Here is a 16043-nt window from a genome sequence, read left to right on the forward strand (position 1 = left end):
AGCCAGTCGGCCGCCCAAGTGTGCGCGAACCTGGGTGGGATGGGGCGTCGCCACGGCTGACGCCGGTCCGGCCGGCCGGGCGCGTGGGGCCCGTCAGGAAGAGCCCTCGGCCGGCCGGATCGGCTGTTGCGCAAGGAACGTAACACCCTTGCAATGTCTTGCGAAAGGTCTTGCACGGCGGAATCGTCGCGGCTAGAACCATGACCCATGTCCTCCACCCCACGCCGGTCCCCCTGGTCCCGGTCCGCCGCGCGCCGGTTCGCCCCCCGTCGGTCCGGCCGGCGCCTGGCCGCCGCCCTCGCCCTGGTCGTCGGCGCGGCGGGCCTGCTCGTCTCCTCCCCGCTGCCGCCTGCCCAGGCCGCTCCGTCCGCCCCGTCCGCCCCGTCCGCGCCGGGCGGGGCGCTGGCGCAGTGGATCGACCGCGACACGGTGGTCTGGAAGGGCGCCGAACGCAACGCCGCCCAGCTGGAGTTCGGGGACGGGGACGGGGACGGGGGCGGGGACAAGGGTGAGGGTGGCGAGCGGGCCGCGGCGGGGGAGCGGCGGATCCGGCTCACGCCCGGCACCCTCACCCCGGCCGAACGCACCGCCTTCCCGCACCTGACGGGCTACCCGGCCTTCACCGTCGACCCCCGGGACCGCGCCCTGGCTCCGGCGGCGCTGCGCGGACGCCTGCTCGCCGCCCAGCGCACGGCGGACGGCAGCCGCACCACCACCGGCGTACAGATACCCGGCGTGCTGGACGACCTCTACGGCCGCCGCGCCCAACGCGCCCGGCTGGGGCCGGTCTTCGACCACGGCCGCCCCACCCTCTCCGTCTGGGCGCCCACCGCCCGTACCGTCGCGTTGGAACTCGACGGCCGTACGGTCCCGATGCGGCGGGACGACGCAAGCGGCGTCTGGCACGTCCGGGGCGGACGCGACTGGGCCGGAAAGTCCTACCGCTACCTCGTCACCGTCTGGGTGCCCACGGCCGGGCGGACCGTCACCAACAAGGTGACCGACCCCTACTCCACCGCCCTGACCGCCGATTCGGCCCGCAGCCTGGTCACCGACCTCGACGATCCGCGCCTCGCGCCCCGGGGCTGGGGGCGGTTGCGCAAGCCCGCCGCCGTCCCGCTGCGCCGGGCCCGGATCCAGGAGCTGCACGTCCGTGACTTCTCCGCGGAGGACCGCACCTCCCGCCACCCGGGCGGCTACCTCGCCTTCACCGACGACCGTTCCGACGGCATGCGCCACCTGAAAGACCTTGCAGCGGCCGGCACCTCCCACGTCCACCTGCTGCCGGTCTTCGACGGTGCCACCGTCCCGGAGAAACGCACCGACCAGGACCGTCCCGACTGCGACCTCGCCTCGTACGCGCCCGACTCCGACCGCCAGCAGGAGTGCGTCGGCCGGACCGCGGCCCGCGACGCCTACAACTGGGGCTACGACCCCCTGCACTACACCGTCCCCGAGGGCTCCTACGCCTCCGACCCGGAGGGCCCCGCCCGCACCGTCGAGTTCCGCCGCATGGTGCAGGGCCTCAACGGTGCCGGGCTGCGCACCGTCATGGACGTCGTCTACAACCACACCGCGGCCGCCGGCCAGGACCCGCACTCCGTCCTGGACCGCATCGTGCCCGGCTACTACCAGCGGCTACTGGACGACGGCAGCGTGGCCACCTCCACCTGCTGCTCCAACACCGCGCCCGAACACACCATGATGGGCAAGCTCGTGGTGGACTCCGTCGTCACCTGGGCCAAGGAGTACAAGGTCGACGGCTTCCGCTTCGACCTGATGGGGCACCACCCCAAGGCCAACATCCTGGCCGTCCGCAGGGCGCTGGACGCGCTGACCCCGGCCCGGGACGGGGTGGACGGCAAGGCGGTCATCCTCTACGGCGAGGGCTGGAACTTCGGCGAGGCGGCCGATGACGCCCGCTTCGTCCAGGCCACCCAGCGGAACATGGCCCGCACCGGCATCGCCACCTTCAACGACCGGGCCCGGGACGCGGTGCGCGGCGGCGGCCCCTTCGACGCCGACCCCCGCGTCCAGGGCTTCGCCTCCGGTCTGTACACCGACCCCAACTCCTCGCCCGCCAGCGGGAGTCCGGCCGCCCAGCGCGCCCGACTGCTGCACGACCAGGACCTCCTCAAGGTCGGGCTCACTGGCAACCTCGCCGACTACACCTTCACCGACAGCGCCGGCCGCCGCGTCACGGGCTCCCAGGTCGACTACAACGGCGCCCCGGCCGGCTACGCCGCCGCGCCCGGAGACGCCCTCGCCTACGCCGACGCCCACGACAACGAAACCCTCTACGACGCGCTGGCCTACAAGTTGCCGCAAGGGACCGACGCCGCCGACCGCGCCCGCATGCAGGTCCTAGCGCTCGCCACCGCAACCCTTTCGCAAGGGCCTGCGCTCTCCCAGGCCGGCACCGACCTGCTCCGCTCCAAGTCGCTGGACCGCAACTCCTTCGACAGCGGCGACTGGTTCAACGCCGTGCACTGGAACTGCGCCGACGGCAACGGCTTCGGCCGCGGACTGCCCCCGGCCGCCGACAACAAGGACAAGTGGCCCTACGCCAAGCCCCTGTTGGCCGACCCCGCGCTCCGCCCCGACTGCGGCCCGATCCGGCACGCCGCCGCGGCCTACCGCGACCTGCTCCGCATCCACGCCACCGAACCGGCCTTCGACCTGTCCAGCACCGCCGCGGTCCAGTCCCAGCTCTCCTTCCCGCTCTCCGGGGCGGACGAGACCCCGGGCGTGCTCACCATGCGCCTCGCCGACCTGGTGATCGTCTTCAACGCCACCCCGCAGCAACAGCGCCAGACCGTCGGTGACCTCGCCGGCCGGCCGTACGCGCTGCACCCCGTCCAGGCCCACGGCGCCGACCGCACCACCGCCTCCGCCTCTTACGACCGCACCTCGGGCACCTTCACCGTCCCGGCCCGCACGGTGGCGGTCTTCCGCCACCGCTGACACCGGCCCGGCGCCGGCCGAGCCCGGGTGCGGCACCTGCGCCCTCGTCACCTCGACCGCAGGTGCCGCACCGGGAGCCGGTCCCGCCGCGCAGGTGCCGCACCGGGAGCCGGCCCCGGCCCCCTTGGTGTTCCCTTTGCCACTCCATTGCCCGGGTGGCCGCCCCGCCCCCGTACACCCGGGGTGGGTACAGTGCAGCCAAAGCAACCGTCCTGATTGCGTAAAGACTTGGCATGGGGCGGGTGCCGGTCCGGCATTGCCACGGGGAGGACACATGGGCGGTACGGGGTACGACGTCGAGAGCAGCGCCCTGCGGCGCTATGCGAACGCCGCGGACGACGCGGCGGACCAGGTGGAGAAGATCCGCACCCGGATCTCCCGACTCCAGCTGTCCAGCGGGGTGTTCGGGATGCTGGCGGAGTCCGACAGCCTCAAGGCGGACTACGACGCCCAGTCCGAGGAGGCAGTGAAGGACCTCCACGACGTCAAGGAGTCGCTCAACGGGCTGGCCGACGGCGTCCGGCTGAGCGCCGAGGCCTACGACACCAACGAGGACGACCAGGTCCGGTCGTTCGGGGGTGGTCAGGCATGAGCAGCGCCGCGTTGGAGCGCATCGGGTTCGACGTCGACTGGAGCAATCCGCTGGCCGGGGCGCTGGACTCGGTCATCCGGGGCGCCATCAAAGACCTCGGACTCGACGAGTACCTGGAGAAGGTCAGCGGTGACAACGAGAAGCTGAGGGAGACCGCCCGGGAGTGGCGGGCCGCGGCCCGCGACATGGAGGGCGTGGTCGACGACCTGCGGGCCGAGCGCCGGACCCTGCAGGACTCCTGGACCGGTGAGGCCTCCGAGGCCTTCGGCGGCGTGATGTCCGAGTTCGAGAAGGCCCTCAAGGCCGAGGCCGAGGACATGGTCACGGTCGCCGAACTCCTGGAGATGGCCGCGGAATCGTGCACCGAGGCCGAGGAGACCATGGTCGAGCTGATCACCGAGATCGTGGAGGCGCTGCTGGTGGCCGCCGCGACGGCAGCGATCGTGGCGCTCCTGACCGCCGGCATCGGCGCCGCGATCGGCCCGCTCATCGGCGCTGCGGGCGCCGCCCACCGCGCGATGAAGGCGGTACGGATCACCGCCAAGCTGGCCGACAAGCTCAAGGACCTCGCCGACCGGATGCGGGCGGTGCAGAAGCTGCGGCGGGCGCGCATCAAGGCCAAGGCGCTGTGGCGGAACAAGAACGCCCGCAAGAAGATCAACACGAACGTCAAGCGGGTGCTCAAGAAGGCCGCGGGGGCCAAGGCCGTCGGCGCCGTGGTGGGCGCGGGGCCGCTGGCCGGCAGCGTCATCGAGCACGCCACCGGGGTCGACATCGGGGAGAAGGTCGGCGCTGCGGGCGACCGGGCCGAGCGCGTCATCCATGACGCCACGGGCCTCGACTGGGTCAGCGTCGGTGGCAAGAAATGGGACCTGGAGCACCAGACGTCCGGCAAGGACGAGGGCCCGCAGACCGAGCAGCAGAAGCAGTACGCCGAGCGGCCGGAGCCCCAGGGCTTCGACGAGCGCCTGGCCGAGGCCGTTCCGCGGTCGAAGCCGGTCCGGGAGGTCTTCGGATGAGCCTGCGGGTCGCCTGGGGCAGGGTGCCGTACAAGGAGGCCAGGGAGCGGGCGGCGACGGCGCTGCCGGCCGGGGAGCGGCTGGTGGCGAACGAGGTCGCCCTCCCCGGACGGAAGCTGCCCAAGCCGTGGCGGTGGAACCGTCCCCGCGTCCTGGTGGGGCACCGTCTCCCGGGCGACCGCTGGGAGGGCGCCAAACGGTTCTTCTGGCGGATCTACTGGCGGGCCGACGCCATCCTGGAGCCGGTCCCCGAACTCTTCGGCGGCCGGCGCCCCAAGGGCAAGGCGCTGCAGGGCGGCTGGGGCAGTCTGGCGGGCGGGCTCGCCACCGCGCTGTGGCCCCGGGTGCCGACCACCGACGCGCTGCCGGTGCTCCAGCTGACCGAGCGCTCGCTGTACCTCAGCTACGTCCAGCGGGGCCGGCGCCGTGGCGAACTCGGCCACGTCGAGCCGGGCTGGAGCGTGCCGGCGGACCGGGTCGCCCAGGTCCGGCACCGTACCGACATCGACGCCGACACCTTCGAGTTCGGCTTCACCGACGGGTCCTGGGCCCGGGTGGAGCTCCGCAGCCAGCACGCCGGGTACTTCACGGAGTGCTTCCCACGGGCCGAGGCGGGCCGGCCCAGCTGAACGGGCCGCCCGCACGGCGGGAGAGCCGACCACGTGGGGCGGCCGACCACGGCGGAGACCGCCGGCCGGACTGACCGCGGAGACCGCTGGTCGGACCGTCTGCGAAGAGCGCCGGCCGGACCGCCTGCGGAGACCGCCGGCCGGACCGTCTGCGGAACACGCTGGCCGGGCCGCTCACCGAGACCGCCGGTCAGACCGCCTGTGGCAACGTCATCAGCCGGCCCACCAGGTCCGCGAACATCCCGTCGGCCGGTTCGTCGGCCAGCATGCGGCGGACCACCTGCGCCATCCGCTCGTCGTAGGCGGCGCTGACCGCGGCCAGCGCCGCGAAGTCGTGGACCAACTGCCGTTGCAGCTCCGCGCGCGGGATGCCGCGGCCATCCAGCCACAGCAGCGCCGTGGTCTCGGCCAGGGAGATCCAGGAGCGGACCACCAACTCCAGCCGCGGGGGCGGGTCGAGCACGCCGAGGTGGGCGATGATCTGCTCGTAGGCGGCCTGCCGGACCCCGTCGATCATCGCGCCGGCCCGGCTCGAGCCGATGGCCGGACCGCCGCGCATCAGGGCCGAGAAGCCGGGGCCGTGCTCGTCGACGAAGTCGAAGAACCGTTCCATCACCCGCAACAGCCGGGCGCCGAGCGGGCCTTCGTGCGGTTCGAGGAAGCGGGCGGTCAGCTCCTCGGCGGCGCGCCGCAGCGCGGCCTCGTACAACTGCTGCTTGCCGGGGAAGTAGTGGTAGACCAGCGGACGGGAGATCCCCGCCGCCTCCGCGATCTCGTCGATCGACACATCCTCGGGGGAACGGTGGCTGAAGAGGTCGAGGGCGACCGCGATCAGCTGATCACGCCGCTCCTCGACGCCCATCCTGCGGCGCGTCCCGGTCGTCATGCGGACACCCTAACCACCCCGGGCGCGGCGCGAGATCACAGATCAAGAACGAGGCGCTCGCCGCCGTGCGCCCGGGAGACGCAGATCAGGAGGGAGTCGGCGCGTTCGGCGTCGGTCAGCAGGGCGTCGCGGTGGTCCACCGCGCCGGCCAGCACCCGCTGTCGGCAGGTGCCGCAGAACCCCTGCTCGCAGGAGTACGGAAGATCCGGCAGCGCCTGCTCGCGGACCGCCCGCGCCGGGCTCAGCGCAGCGCCCCGATCCGCCCGCCGTTGGCCAGCCGGCCGGCCAGCTCCGCCCGGTCGCCGGCCTTCGCGGGCAGCGACAGCAGACGGCCCGGGGCCTGACCCCGCACCCCGCCGGTCGCGCTGATCGACGTGAGCTGCTCGCTGCCCGCCGCCAGCAGCCACCAGCGGCCCGCGGGCGACTTCCACAGGACCCCGGACAGCGCCTTCGGCGACCGCGGGCCGCAGGCGGTGCCGCCCTCGGCCTGGGCCGTCACCGCCCCGGTCGCATACGGCTGCCCGCTCGGCGCCGGGGTCTGGATCTGCGCCGTCGTCCGGCTGCCCGCGCCCCGCCAGGTCTCGGCGCGGGTGCACAGCCAGGCCGCGGTCCCCGCGCCGCCGGGGAGCGGCTGCCGGGCGAACTCCCAGGAGTTGACCGCCCGGACGCCCCGCCCGCGGACCGCCGCCAGCTGGCAGGCGCTCCGCGCCCACGCCGTCCGGGCCTGCGGGTCGTTCACCTCGCCGGGCCTGCGCGGGGTGCCGTACGTCAGCCGGGTCGGGGTCAGCTCGCCGAGGTCGGTCAGGAGGTGGCCGCCCATCCGCAGCGCCGGCCAGCCGGTGCACTTCTCCGCGGCCTGCGGCGAGGGCACCGGGTCCGTCAGCCCGTTCGCGTCCAGGTGCGCCGGCTGGGCCGCCGCGTCCGGCTTCAGCAGGTCCACCAGGTGCGCCGACGTCACCCAGGGCGCGGTCAGATAGCGGACGTTGCCCTGGGTGCGGGCCACCACCAGTGCGCTCGCCGAGTCGGCCGCCGCACCGTCCGTCCGGGCGAAGTCCAGCGCCGCGCCGGTGTCGTCGGCCTGGCCCTCGCCGTCCGCGGTCTCGGCGTACCGCACCACCCGCAGGCCGTCGTGGAACAGCACCACCACGGCGTGGTCGACCACCCCCGCGAACAGCAACTGGGCCGGGCCGGCGGCCGGCCCGGACGGGGTGCCCGGGGTCGCCGAGACCTGCACCCCGGCACCGGGCCGCGCCCAGACGGCCAGGGCGCGGCGGAGCAGCGCCTTGTCGTGGATCCGGTCGCCGCGGGCCGGCCAGGCGGCGAAGTCCTGCCGGGCCGCGGTCTTCCACGCCGTCGCCGAGGTCACCGTCAACCTGCCCGGCTCCAGGGCCGCTTCGGCCGCCGCATTGCGGGCGTACGGCGGGGCGGCGGCGCCGTCCGGGCCCCAGCCGTCGCCCGGCATGCCCAGCAGCGCCCCGCTCACCAGCAGCGCGACACCCGCCGCCAGCACCGCCCGGCCGTGCTGCCGCCGCCGGATCAGGTCCGTCGGGCGGGCCTGCAGGGCGCACGGGTCGAACTCCGGCGACTCCAGCAGCGAGCGGTCCCGGCTGCCGGCCGGCAGCGCCGCCTGCTCCGCCTCCACCAGCGCCTCCCGGGGATCGGCCACCCCGGCGGCCTCCAGCACCCGGCGCACCTCCGGCACGCTCAGCCGCTCCAGATCCCGCAGCACGAACGCCGCCCGGGCCGGCCCGGACAGCGCCGACAGCGCCTGGTCCAGGGCGAGTTCATCGGCGCCCCCGGAGCGCGGGAACAGCCGCAGCCCCCACACCTGGGGGAACAGCGGCGGCCGGGCAGGCAGCCGGCGCCGGCTGCGCCCGGCGGCCAGGGCGCTGCGCAGCACCCGCATCCGGACGAAGGCGTAACCGGGGTCGATGGCCGCGTCGGTCCCGGACCGCTGGGCGGGCAGCCCGAGCCCGCCGGCGGAGGCGCGCTGGCGCGGCAGGGTGCGCTGCACCACGCCGTGCGCGGCCAACACCCGCCGGCCACGGCTGCGGCCGGCGGGCAGTACGAGGTAGGCCAGCCGGACCAGCCGGGGGTAGTGCTCGACCAGCGCCGCCTCGGCCTGCTCGACGTCGATGACGTCACCGGGAGCGGCGGGGCCGCCGGGGGAGGTGCGGTCCGGACGGTGGGAGGTCGCCTGCTGCTGCTTCACGTTCGGTGAAACGAGTGAATCCTGTGATGGTCACCGGGCCCCGCCGGCCCGCCCGGAGGCGCCGGCACGGTGCCCGCAACGGACCGCGGCCCGCGCGGAAGGGTTCCGCGCGGGCCGCAGGTCCAACGGGCCCACCCCGCCTACCGCTTGGGGCAGGGTCACTGCTGGAGGTCGAACTCACCGTCCCGCGCACCGAGCACGAAGGCCCGCCACTCGGCCTCGGTGTAGCGCAGTACCACATCGGGGTCCGTGGAGTTGCGCATGGCGACCGCACCGCGCTCCAGGAAGGCGATCTCCACGGCCTCCTCGGCGTCGCCGGGCGCGCGCTGCCAGGTGGCGTCGGAGATGTCGAGGGCGTAGAGCCACTCCTTCTCAGCTGCGGCACTCATACCGTGGGTCCCCTCGCTCGTGGTCGTTCCGTGGTCCGTGCCGGTCAGCGTACGCGGCTGCCAGGAGAGCTGCCAGTGACCGCCCAGCGGCGGAACGTGGCCGTACCGCGCTCCCCGGTCCCGGAGTTGGCCGCGCACTGGTGCAGCCCGGTGTCCTGGCGGGCCGCCGCTCCCGGCACGGTCACGGTGCCAACCTCCCGCCAGGTGGCGCCGCCGTCGGTGGAACAGGAACCGGTGTACGTGCCCGAGCCCGCGCCGTCCCGGCCGCGGGCCAGTCGCAGCAGCACCGGGGCGGACCCGCCGGCGAGCCGCCGGTAGGTGTCCAGGGCGCCGTCGCCGTTCGCGTCGTAGGACAGCACCACGCCGTTGCCGGGCGTCACCGAGAGGTTGAGGAAGCCGCGGGCGTCCGGGGAGCCCGGTGCGGGCGGCCCGGCCAGGCGGTTGCGGACGATGATGCCGGCCCGGGCCCAGGGGCCGGTAGCGTCCTGCCCGGTCACCTCGACCGTCACCGAGCCACCGGCGGTCAGCGCGCCGGGCCGGTAGACCGCGCCGAACTCCGCGGTGCCCTTCCACAGGTCCGCGCCCGCACCGTTCACCGCGAAGCGGTCGTCCAACTGCCCGAAGACCGCCGCGTTGGTGGTCACCGTGCGCAGCCCGGCGTCCAGCGGCCCGGCCACGAAGAGCGTGCCGGGCCGCGCGGCCCGCACCCGCGGCTCGCCCCGGGGGCCATAGTCGACGGTCAGGTCGTAGGGCAGCGGGCGCAGCGGAGCGTCCAGGGGGCCGGGCGGGGCGGTGACCCGCCAGCGGGCCGTGCCGCTCCCGCCGGGCGGGACCGAGGGCAGGGAGACCGGGCCCGCGGCGGTGGCGTCCACCCCGCGCAACGCGAAGTCGACCCGGCCGGTGGCGCGCAGGCCGTTGACATTGCGCAGCGTCGCGCCGACGGTCGCCGTCCCGCCCGGCGGTAGCCCGGCCGGGGTGGCAGTGACCGTGACGGTGCCCTGGTAGGGGGCCCCGGCGAGGGTGTCGTGGACGCGCTGCGCGGTGCGGTGCGGATCGACGGTAGGCCGTAGCGGATAGGCCTGGTGCGCGTGGGTCCAGGGCTCTTCCCTGGCGTACCAGTCGAAGGTCTTCGGCGGCCGGTCCGCGGCCAGCGCATCGGCCAGCTCGTCCAAGTACGCCTGCCACTGCGGGAGGTGGACGTCACCGATCAGGCCGTGCCAGTCGCGGTTGGCGTAGTTCGCCAGCGAGCCGCCGTCCGCGGTGGCCCGGTCCGCCCAGGTGGTGATCAGTGCACGGGCGCTGTGCTCTAGTTGGTCCGCCTCCGCGGGGTCGGACGCCATGGCCCGGGCGTCGGCCAGCCAGGGCCCGAGCAGGAACCGCCGGTGCGCGCCGGTGACCTCCTCGCTCAGCCGCATCAGCCGCAGCCACAGCCGGGAGAGCGCGCCGAACGCGGCCCCGTCCTTGCGCCGGTAGGCGTCCTGGAGCTGACCGATCAGCTGCCAGGAGCGGTTGGCCAGGGCCTGCCGGGCGGCGTCGGTGAGGTCGTGGCGGTAGGCGTCGCTGTCGCGCAGCGCCGGGCGGACCGCGAGCAGCGCGGCGAAGGCGGTGTCGAACGCCGCCGGGTCGAACGCCGGGGTGTGGGTGGCGTAGACGGTGCCGGAGCGGGCGGTCAGGTTCGGGCGGGCCGCGAAGATCGAGTCGTGCGGCCGGCCGTCCGCGCTGGAGATCTGGTACGCGCTGGTGCGCAGCGCGGCGAACGCGGCCCGGGCCTGCCCGTCGCGGGCGCCGTAGCGCAGGTCGGCGTAGCCGTCGAACCACGCCGCGCGGTCCACCGGGCGCTCCCGCCACGGCAGTTCGGAGAACAGCTCGAAGGCCGCCGGGTCCCGCTCCGCGGCCTCGGGCATGTACGCCGTGCCCACCAGCCGGCTGCCGGGCTTGTCGCGCCAGGCCCAGAAGCGCTCGGCCCACACGTGGGTCTTGGCACCGACGGTGGTGCGGCCCCCGAAGTTGGGGATGGAACCGAAGGCGTAGGGCACCCCGCCCCAGTCCCGCTCCCGGTCGGTGACCGTCTCCAGATCGCTGAGCCCGTCGACGACCAGCATCCGGTCGTGGTCGACGGCGTCCAGCAGATCGCGCCGCGGGTTGCCCTGCCAGCCCAGGATGACCCAGGTGGCACCGGGGCGGGCGGTGCGCAGCGCCTTCTCCACGGCGCGGGCGGCGGCCGGCACCGGGACGTCACCGGGGTCGCCGCCCTCGTGCAGCAGGTCCATCTTGAAGTGGTCGGCGGGGCCCAGGAGGTGTTCCTGGTGGTGGTAGAAGGCGGCGGCCACCTCGGCGAAGACCGCGGTCCGCGGGTCGAGCCAGTCCGGGCGCTGCAGACCGGACCAGGTGCCCTGGGGGACGGTGCGGGCGCCGGGGTTGCGGGCGGCGAACCCGTCCGGGACGGTGCCGAAGTAGCCGGGCAGCACCGGGTGCATCCCCAACGACCGCAGCCGGTCACAGATCTTCCGTCCCAACGCGGCCCGCTTGTGCAGCAGTTCGGGGCTCATCGGGCCGCCGTAGCCGCTCATGTTCTGCAGTAGCCACCACGGCTGGTGGGAGGGCGCCGGCAGCCAGCCGCGGGCCTCGGCGTCGGAGTAGCCGAAGCCGGTCAGCAGCCGGTGGTAGACGGCCTCGGCGCCCGGGGTGACCAGCACCTCGTTCACGCCGCGCAACGCCAGCACGTCGATCAGCCGCTCCCAGCGTGCCCAGTCGGCGTACGGGGCGGTGTAGCCGTCGTGGGTGTCGTTGAGCGCGAAGCGGTGCCGCAGCGCGGTGGCCCGCTCGACGGGGGTGTGGGGGGCGGGCAGCTCGGCGGGCAGCGCCACCTGGTCGCCGGCCCAGGACAGGTGGGTCCGGCAGGTGTACTTCAGGTACCAGTGGACGCCGGTCAGCAGCACCGCGGGGGTGGTCCCGGCGACCGTGATCCGGCCGGTCCGCCCGGTCACCCGGAAGCGGTCACCGCCGTCCCGCACGGCCAGCGGCACCAGCGTGAACCGGTCGGCGTGGCCGGGCAGCAGCCGGGCCAGCGCCGCCCGCGCGGGCGCGGTGTCCCAGTCCGCACCGGACGCGGGGCCGGCCGCCGCCCGGTGCGCGCCGCGGCCGGGGGAGGCGCCGGCGGTCCCGCCGAGCACCGCCCCGGTACCGATCGCTCCGGCGGTTCCCAACAGTGCACGTCGTGACGGTCGGTTCACCTGTGCCCCCACGGTTCGGTGGTTACGGACGGACCCGTGCGCAGGGCACGCTAACGGCCGCCCCGCCGCGCTCCAAGGGGGCGGGTGGCGCCGGGGCGGGCGGTGCGCAGCGCCTTCCCGACGGCGCCGGCGGCCTCCGGCGCCGCTGCCAGCACCGCTTCCGGCGGCACGGGAGCGCTCCCCGGCCCCGCGGCCCCGCCCGTCCCCGGGCGGCGGCAACCAGTGTTCCGCGGACCCTCATCCGTTCGCTCCCTGGGCTTCACGCGCCCGGCCGTCGGGCCCGGGAACAGTCTGCCGCGTAGGAAAGGGCCAGGTCATGGGGGACGCCCCCGGTCGGGTGTACCCGTACGCGGAGCGGTACCGCACGCCCCGCACAGCCCACCGCAGTGTCCCCCCGCCCGTCGACTCGCACAGCCTCCCCACTCCCCATGGAGGGCTCCCATGAGCATGGCAACGACCGCCTCCGTCGCCGTCCCCGCTCCCACCCCGGCACCCGCTCCCACCCCCGGCGCGGGCGCCGCTCCCGCCCCCGGCTACACGGCGCAGATCGCCGACACCGTCGAGCAGATCCGGGCCGCCCAGCGGCTGCGCCACCAGGTCTTCGCCGGTGAGCTCGGCGCCACTCTGCACACGCCGCTGGCCGGCCACGACATCGACGCCGTCGACGAGCTCGCCGACCACCTCGTCGTCACCCACACCGCCACCGGCGACCTCGTCGGGACCTACCGGCTGTTGCCGCCCGGCCGCAGCCCCCGGCTGTACTCCGACGGCGAGTTCGACCTCGGTGCCCTGGAGGCGCTGCGCCCCTCGCTCATCGAGGCCGGCCGCTCCTGTGTGCACCCCGACCACCGCACCGGTGCGGTGATGACCCAGATGTGGGCCGCGCTCGCCCGGTACACCCTGCTCTCCGGCCACCGCTACCTGGCCGGCTGTGCCTCTGTCCCGCTGGCCGACGGCGGCACCGCTGCCGCCCACGCCTGGGAGCTGGGCCGCACCCGCTACGCCGCCCCGCCCGAGCTCGGGGTCACCCCGCACCACCCCTGGCACCCCACCGTCCCCGCCCCCGCCCGCCCCAGCGCCGCCCAACTGCCCCCGCTGCTCCGCGGCTACCTGCGCATCGGCGCCGTCATCTGTGGCGCGCCCGCCCACGACCCCGAGTTCGACGTCGCCGACTTCTTCGTCGTACTGGACATGGAGCGGCTCGACGACCGCTACCGGCGCTACTTCCTGGGGGAGCGGTGAACGGCCCCTTCGACGTCTGGTCCGACTGCACGCCGGACTGCGCCGCACCCGCCCTGCCCCGCGTCCCGGCGGCCGACGTCGCCCGGCGCTCGGCGGTCTTCGCCCACTGGGTGCGCCGGGCGCTGACGGACGGCGAACGGATGGCCGATCCGCCGCGGCTGCGGGCGCACGCCGGCGCGCTGCTGGACGCCCTGGGCATCGGGCTCGACGGCCCGGAACCGGGCGCCGGCGCGCTCACCGCCGGGGGCGACGGGCCCGGCACCCTCCTGGTCGTCAACCACATCTCCTGGCTCGACATCCCCGCGCTGCTGGCCGTCGAGCCGGTCACCCTGCTCGCCAAGCGGGAGGTCGGCACCTGGCCGGTGGTGGGCGGGCTGGCCCGCCGGGCCGGTACGCACTTCATCGACCGCAGCAGCCCCCGCCGGCTCCGTGCCACCGTGCAGGAGGTGGCCGAACTGCTCGCCGTGGGGCGCTCGGTGGCGGTGTTCCCGCAGGCCACCACCTGGTGCAGCGCCGAGGCGGGCACCTTCCGCCGGGCCGTCTTCCAGGCCGCCCTGGACGCCGGCGCTCCGGTCCGGCCGGTGACCGTCGAGTACACCCAGCAGGGCCGGCCCAGCACGGTCGCCGCCTTCTGCGGCGAGGACACCTTCCTCGCCTCGCTGCGCCGGGTGCTCGCCGCCCGGGCGCTGACCGTCCGCGTCACCGCGCATCCGGTGCTGACGACGGCCGAACCGGGCCTGGACCGGCGGGAGCTGGCGGCCCGCGCGGCCCGGCTGGTGCGCGGCGGGCGGCGGACGGCGGGCGCGGCGACGCAGGCGGTGCCGGCGGTGGCCCTGCCGGCAGCGGCCGTTGCGGCATCGGCCGGGCCGTCAGTGGCCGTTCCGGTAGCAGCCGGGCCGGTAGCAGTGCCGGCGGTGGCCGCGCTGACACGGGCCGTACCGGCGCAGGCGGCTCCGCCGGCCGGGCTCACAGGGGAGCCGGCCGCGGCGCCCGTGGGGCACACGCCCGCCCATGTCTGACGAACTGGACGCCCATGTCTGACGAAGCGGACAGCCATGTGTGACGAGGCGGACGGCCATGTTTGACGAGCTGGACCAGCTGACCGGCTCACTGCAGGGCCTGTTGGGCTCCCCTTGGGTATGGCTGGTCGTGCTGCTGGTGTCGGCGCTCGACGCCCTGCTGCCGTTCATGCCCAGCGAGGCCACCGTCGTCCTGCTCGCCGTGCTGATCGGCCCCGACCCGGCGTTGCTCGGCCTGCTGGCCGGGGTCGCGGCGGCCGGGGCGCTGGCCGGTGACTGCCTCGGCTACGCCGTGGGGCGGTACGCCGGCCCCCGGGCGATCGGCCGGCTGCTGCGCGGGGAGCGCGGCCGGGCCCGGCATGCCAGGGCCCGCGCCATGGTCGAACGGCATGCCGCGCTGCTGGTCATCGCCGGCCGCTTCCTGCCCGGTGGGCGGGTGGTATCCGCCCTGTCCACCGGTAGCGTCCACTTCCCGCTGCGCCGTTTCGTGCTGCTGGACGCGGTGGGCGCGGGCGTCTGGGCGGTCTCCAGCGTCGCCCTCGGGGGCCTGGGCGGCGCGGCGCTCACCGACTCCCCGGCCGAGGGCATGCTGCTGGCCTCCGGCGTCGGACTGCTGGTGGCCTGCGGGGTGGGCGCCCTGCACCGGCGCGCCCCGGGCACCCTCCCGCTCCGCGAGGAACGGGAGGGCACCTGAGGCCGGCCCCCGCGGTGCGGCGCCCGGTCGCGGGGGACCGGCCGGTTCAGGCGCTCGGCACGTACTTGTAGCCGACCCGCCGCACCGTCACGATCGACGACCGGAGCCCGGCGCCCAACTTGCGGCGCAGCCGGGCGACATGGACGTCGACGGTGCGGCCGTCGCCGACGTGCCCGTAGCCCCACACCGTGGTCACCAACTGGTCGCGGGTGTGTACCCGGTGCGGGTGCGCGACCAAATGGGCCAGCAGCTCGAACTCCAGGTACGTCAGGTCCAGCGGCCGGCCCTGGACCACCGCGGTCCGCTGCTCGGGGTCGATCCGCACGGTCGCGTCGCCGGTCGGGGCGGGCGCCGCCGTTCCGGAGGCCGGTGCCGCCGTCCCGGTGGCCGGCACCGGGACCGCGGCGGCGGCCTGCTCGGCCGGCACCAGGACGAGATAGCCGACCATCGGCGGCTGGCCGGGCAGGACGGGCAGGCTGTGCTGGGGCGCCGGAAGCCAGGTCGCGCCGGAGTTCAGCAGCTCGACGACCCGTTCGATGCCGTGCTGCGCGGCGCCGTCGTCGGGGGCGGTGGCCGGTGCGGCGAGCGCCTCGTCGGGAGCCACCGCGCGCAGCCGGTGGCGGTGCGGGGGCGGTGTGGTGCGGGGGGAGGCGGAAGCCGTCGCGGAACCGGCGGTCAGGGTACGGAGGTTCGTCATCGTCAGTCAGCTCTTTCGCGCAGAGGGGGCGTCGGGGGACGTCATGCGCGCGGGCAGGGCTGGGGACACCGGTCAGCGGCGTCGGTGGAGCAGAGGCGGGCCCGCGCTCAGTGCGCGAGGCAACACAGACGGTCGAAGGCATGCGCCTGCCGGGACGGCCAGAACGGCTCCAGGTCGCTGCGACCTGTCGCGGTGTCGGTGAGGCTGGCCATGGCCCCATTGAACCAGACCGCCGGGGATCTGTCCCCGGTGTGGGCGCCCGGGTAGTGGGAATCGGCCGTGCCCGGCAGCACACCCGGCAGCACACCCGGCCGGCCCGGACGCGATCCGGTCGGGACTCGGCGCGGATCTGGCCTGACGGACGGGAGTTGGCGACCGGACGGGCGGCGGACGCCGAAGGGGAACGGGGCGGAAGGGCGGCGGGGCGAGAGGGCGGGGCAGGAAGGGCGGTGGGGCGCTCCTACTCG

Annotated in this window: 12 protein-coding genes and 1 pseudogene; 7 read left to right on the top strand and 6 right to left on the bottom strand. The window is 75.4% G+C overall.

Annotated features, from left to right (window positions below):
• Positions 1–207: 207 nt before the first annotated feature.
• The 4 genes from pulA to AB0G84_RS24250 all read left to right on the top strand — a co-directional run bounded on the left by pulA (position 208) and on the right by AB0G84_RS24250 (position 5204).
• Positions 208–2964: a pullulanase-type alpha-1,6-glucosidase gene (gene pulA / locus AB0G84_RS24235; protein WP_361324391.1), complete on the top strand. Its 2757-nt coding sequence runs from the start codon at positions 208–210 to the stop codon at positions 2962–2964.
• 274 nt (positions 2965–3238) lie between these two features.
• Complete coding sequence (locus AB0G84_RS24240) at positions 3239–3556, top strand: DUF2563 family protein (RefSeq protein ID WP_361324394.1); 318 nt, start codon at positions 3239–3241, stop codon at positions 3554–3556.
• Positions 3553–4575, top strand: coding sequence for a WXG100 family type VII secretion target (locus AB0G84_RS24245; protein WP_361324397.1), 1023 nt, complete (start codon positions 3553–3555; stop codon positions 4573–4575). Before AB0G84_RS24240 ends, AB0G84_RS24245 begins: the two co-directional genes overlap by 4 nt.
• Entirely contained in the window at positions 4572–5204 is a 633-nt protein-coding gene (locus AB0G84_RS24250) for a hypothetical protein (RefSeq protein WP_361324400.1), read from the top strand. Before AB0G84_RS24245 ends, AB0G84_RS24250 begins: the two co-directional genes overlap by 4 nt.
• A 190-nt stretch (positions 5205–5394) precedes the next feature.
• On the opposite strand, the gene AB0G84_RS24255 is transcribed toward AB0G84_RS24250, so the two are convergent.
• The 5 genes and pseudogenes from AB0G84_RS24255 to AB0G84_RS24275 form a co-directional block, all read right to left on the bottom strand.
• Positions 5395–6090 carry a TetR/AcrR family transcriptional regulator gene (locus AB0G84_RS24255; protein WP_361324403.1) on the bottom strand — a complete coding sequence of 232 codons (696 nt, stop codon included), beginning with the start codon at positions 6088–6090 and terminating at the stop codon, positions 5395–5397.
• A gap of 35 nt (positions 6091–6125) precedes the next feature.
• Positions 6126–6320, bottom strand: a pseudogene (locus tag AB0G84_RS24260) (2Fe-2S iron-sulfur cluster binding domain-containing protein); the annotation flags it as partial.
• Between the two features lie 11 nt (positions 6321–6331).
• A complete protein-coding gene (locus tag AB0G84_RS24265) occupies positions 6332–8302 on the bottom strand; it encodes a hypothetical protein (protein ID WP_361324406.1) in 1971 nt (656 codons plus the stop codon).
• A 158-nt stretch (positions 8303–8460) separates the two neighbouring features.
• Positions 8461–8691, bottom strand: coding sequence for a DUF397 domain-containing protein (locus AB0G84_RS24270; protein WP_361324409.1), 231 nt, complete (start codon positions 8689–8691; stop codon positions 8461–8463).
• Between the two features lie 44 nt (positions 8692–8735).
• A complete protein-coding gene (locus AB0G84_RS24275; RefSeq protein WP_361324412.1) occupies positions 8736–11924 on the bottom strand; it encodes an alpha-N-acetylglucosaminidase TIM-barrel domain-containing protein in 3189 nt (1062 codons plus the stop codon).
• Positions 11925–12365: 441 nt separating this feature from the next.
• On the opposite strand from AB0G84_RS24275, the gene AB0G84_RS24280 reads away from it, so the two are divergent.
• From AB0G84_RS24280 to AB0G84_RS24290, 3 genes are read left to right on the top strand one after another with little or no spacing between them, the layout of a single operon-like run.
• On the top strand, positions 12366–13166 hold the full coding sequence (locus AB0G84_RS24280; protein ID WP_361324415.1) for a GNAT family N-acyltransferase: 801 nt from the start codon (positions 12366–12368) through the stop codon (positions 13164–13166).
• Positions 13163–14185 (top strand): lysophospholipid acyltransferase family protein, encoded by a 1023-nt coding sequence (locus AB0G84_RS24285; RefSeq protein WP_361324417.1) that lies wholly within the window; start codon positions 13163–13165, stop codon positions 14183–14185. Before AB0G84_RS24280 ends, AB0G84_RS24285 begins: the two co-directional genes overlap by 4 nt.
• Positions 14186–14243: 58 nt before the next feature.
• Positions 14244–14879: a VTT domain-containing protein gene (locus AB0G84_RS24290; RefSeq protein ID WP_361324420.1), complete on the top strand. Its 636-nt coding sequence runs from the start codon at positions 14244–14246 to the stop codon at positions 14877–14879.
• A 46-nt stretch (positions 14880–14925) separates the two neighbouring features.
• Here AB0G84_RS24290 and AB0G84_RS24295 read toward each other — a convergent pair whose 3' ends face one another.
• Entirely contained in the window at positions 14926–15576 is a 651-nt protein-coding gene (locus tag AB0G84_RS24295; protein ID WP_361324423.1) for a winged helix-turn-helix domain-containing protein, read from the bottom strand.
• Between the last annotated feature and the right edge of the window lie 467 nt (positions 15577–16043).

The sequence above is a fragment of the Streptomyces sp. NPDC020742 genome, from assembly GCF_040641675.1.
GTDB lineage: Bacteria > Actinomycetota > Actinomycetes > Streptomycetales > Streptomycetaceae > Streptomyces.

Bases quoted from the DNA above. Each gene is read 5' to 3' on its own strand.
- pulA (WP_361324391.1), top strand. From the start codon at position 208: ATGTCCTCCACCCCACGCCGGTCCCCCTGGTCCCGGTCCGCCGCGCGC.
- AB0G84_RS24240 (WP_361324394.1), top strand. From the start codon at position 3,239: ATGGGCGGTACGGGGTACGACGTCGAGAGCAGCGCCCTGCGGCGCTAT.
- AB0G84_RS24245 (WP_361324397.1), top strand. From the start codon at position 3,553: ATGAGCAGCGCCGCGTTGGAGCGCATCGGGTTCGACGTCGACTGGAGC.
- AB0G84_RS24250 (WP_361324400.1), top strand. From the start codon at position 4,572: ATGAGCCTGCGGGTCGCCTGGGGCAGGGTGCCGTACAAGGAGGCCAGG.
- AB0G84_RS24255 (WP_361324403.1), bottom strand. From the start codon at position 6,090: ATGACGACCGGGACGCGCCGCAGGATGGGCGTCGAGGAGCGGCGTGAT.
- AB0G84_RS24270 (WP_361324409.1), bottom strand. From the start codon at position 8,691: ATGAGTGCCGCAGCTGAGAAGGAGTGGCTCTACGCCCTCGACATCTCC.
- AB0G84_RS24280 (WP_361324415.1), top strand. From the start codon at position 12,366: ATGAGCATGGCAACGACCGCCTCCGTCGCCGTCCCCGCTCCCACCCCG.
- AB0G84_RS24290 (WP_361324420.1), top strand. From the start codon at position 14,244: ATGTTTGACGAGCTGGACCAGCTGACCGGCTCACTGCAGGGCCTGTTG.
- AB0G84_RS24295 (WP_361324423.1), bottom strand. From the start codon at position 15,576: ATGACGAACCTCCGTACCCTGACCGCCGGTTCCGCGACGGCTTCCGCC.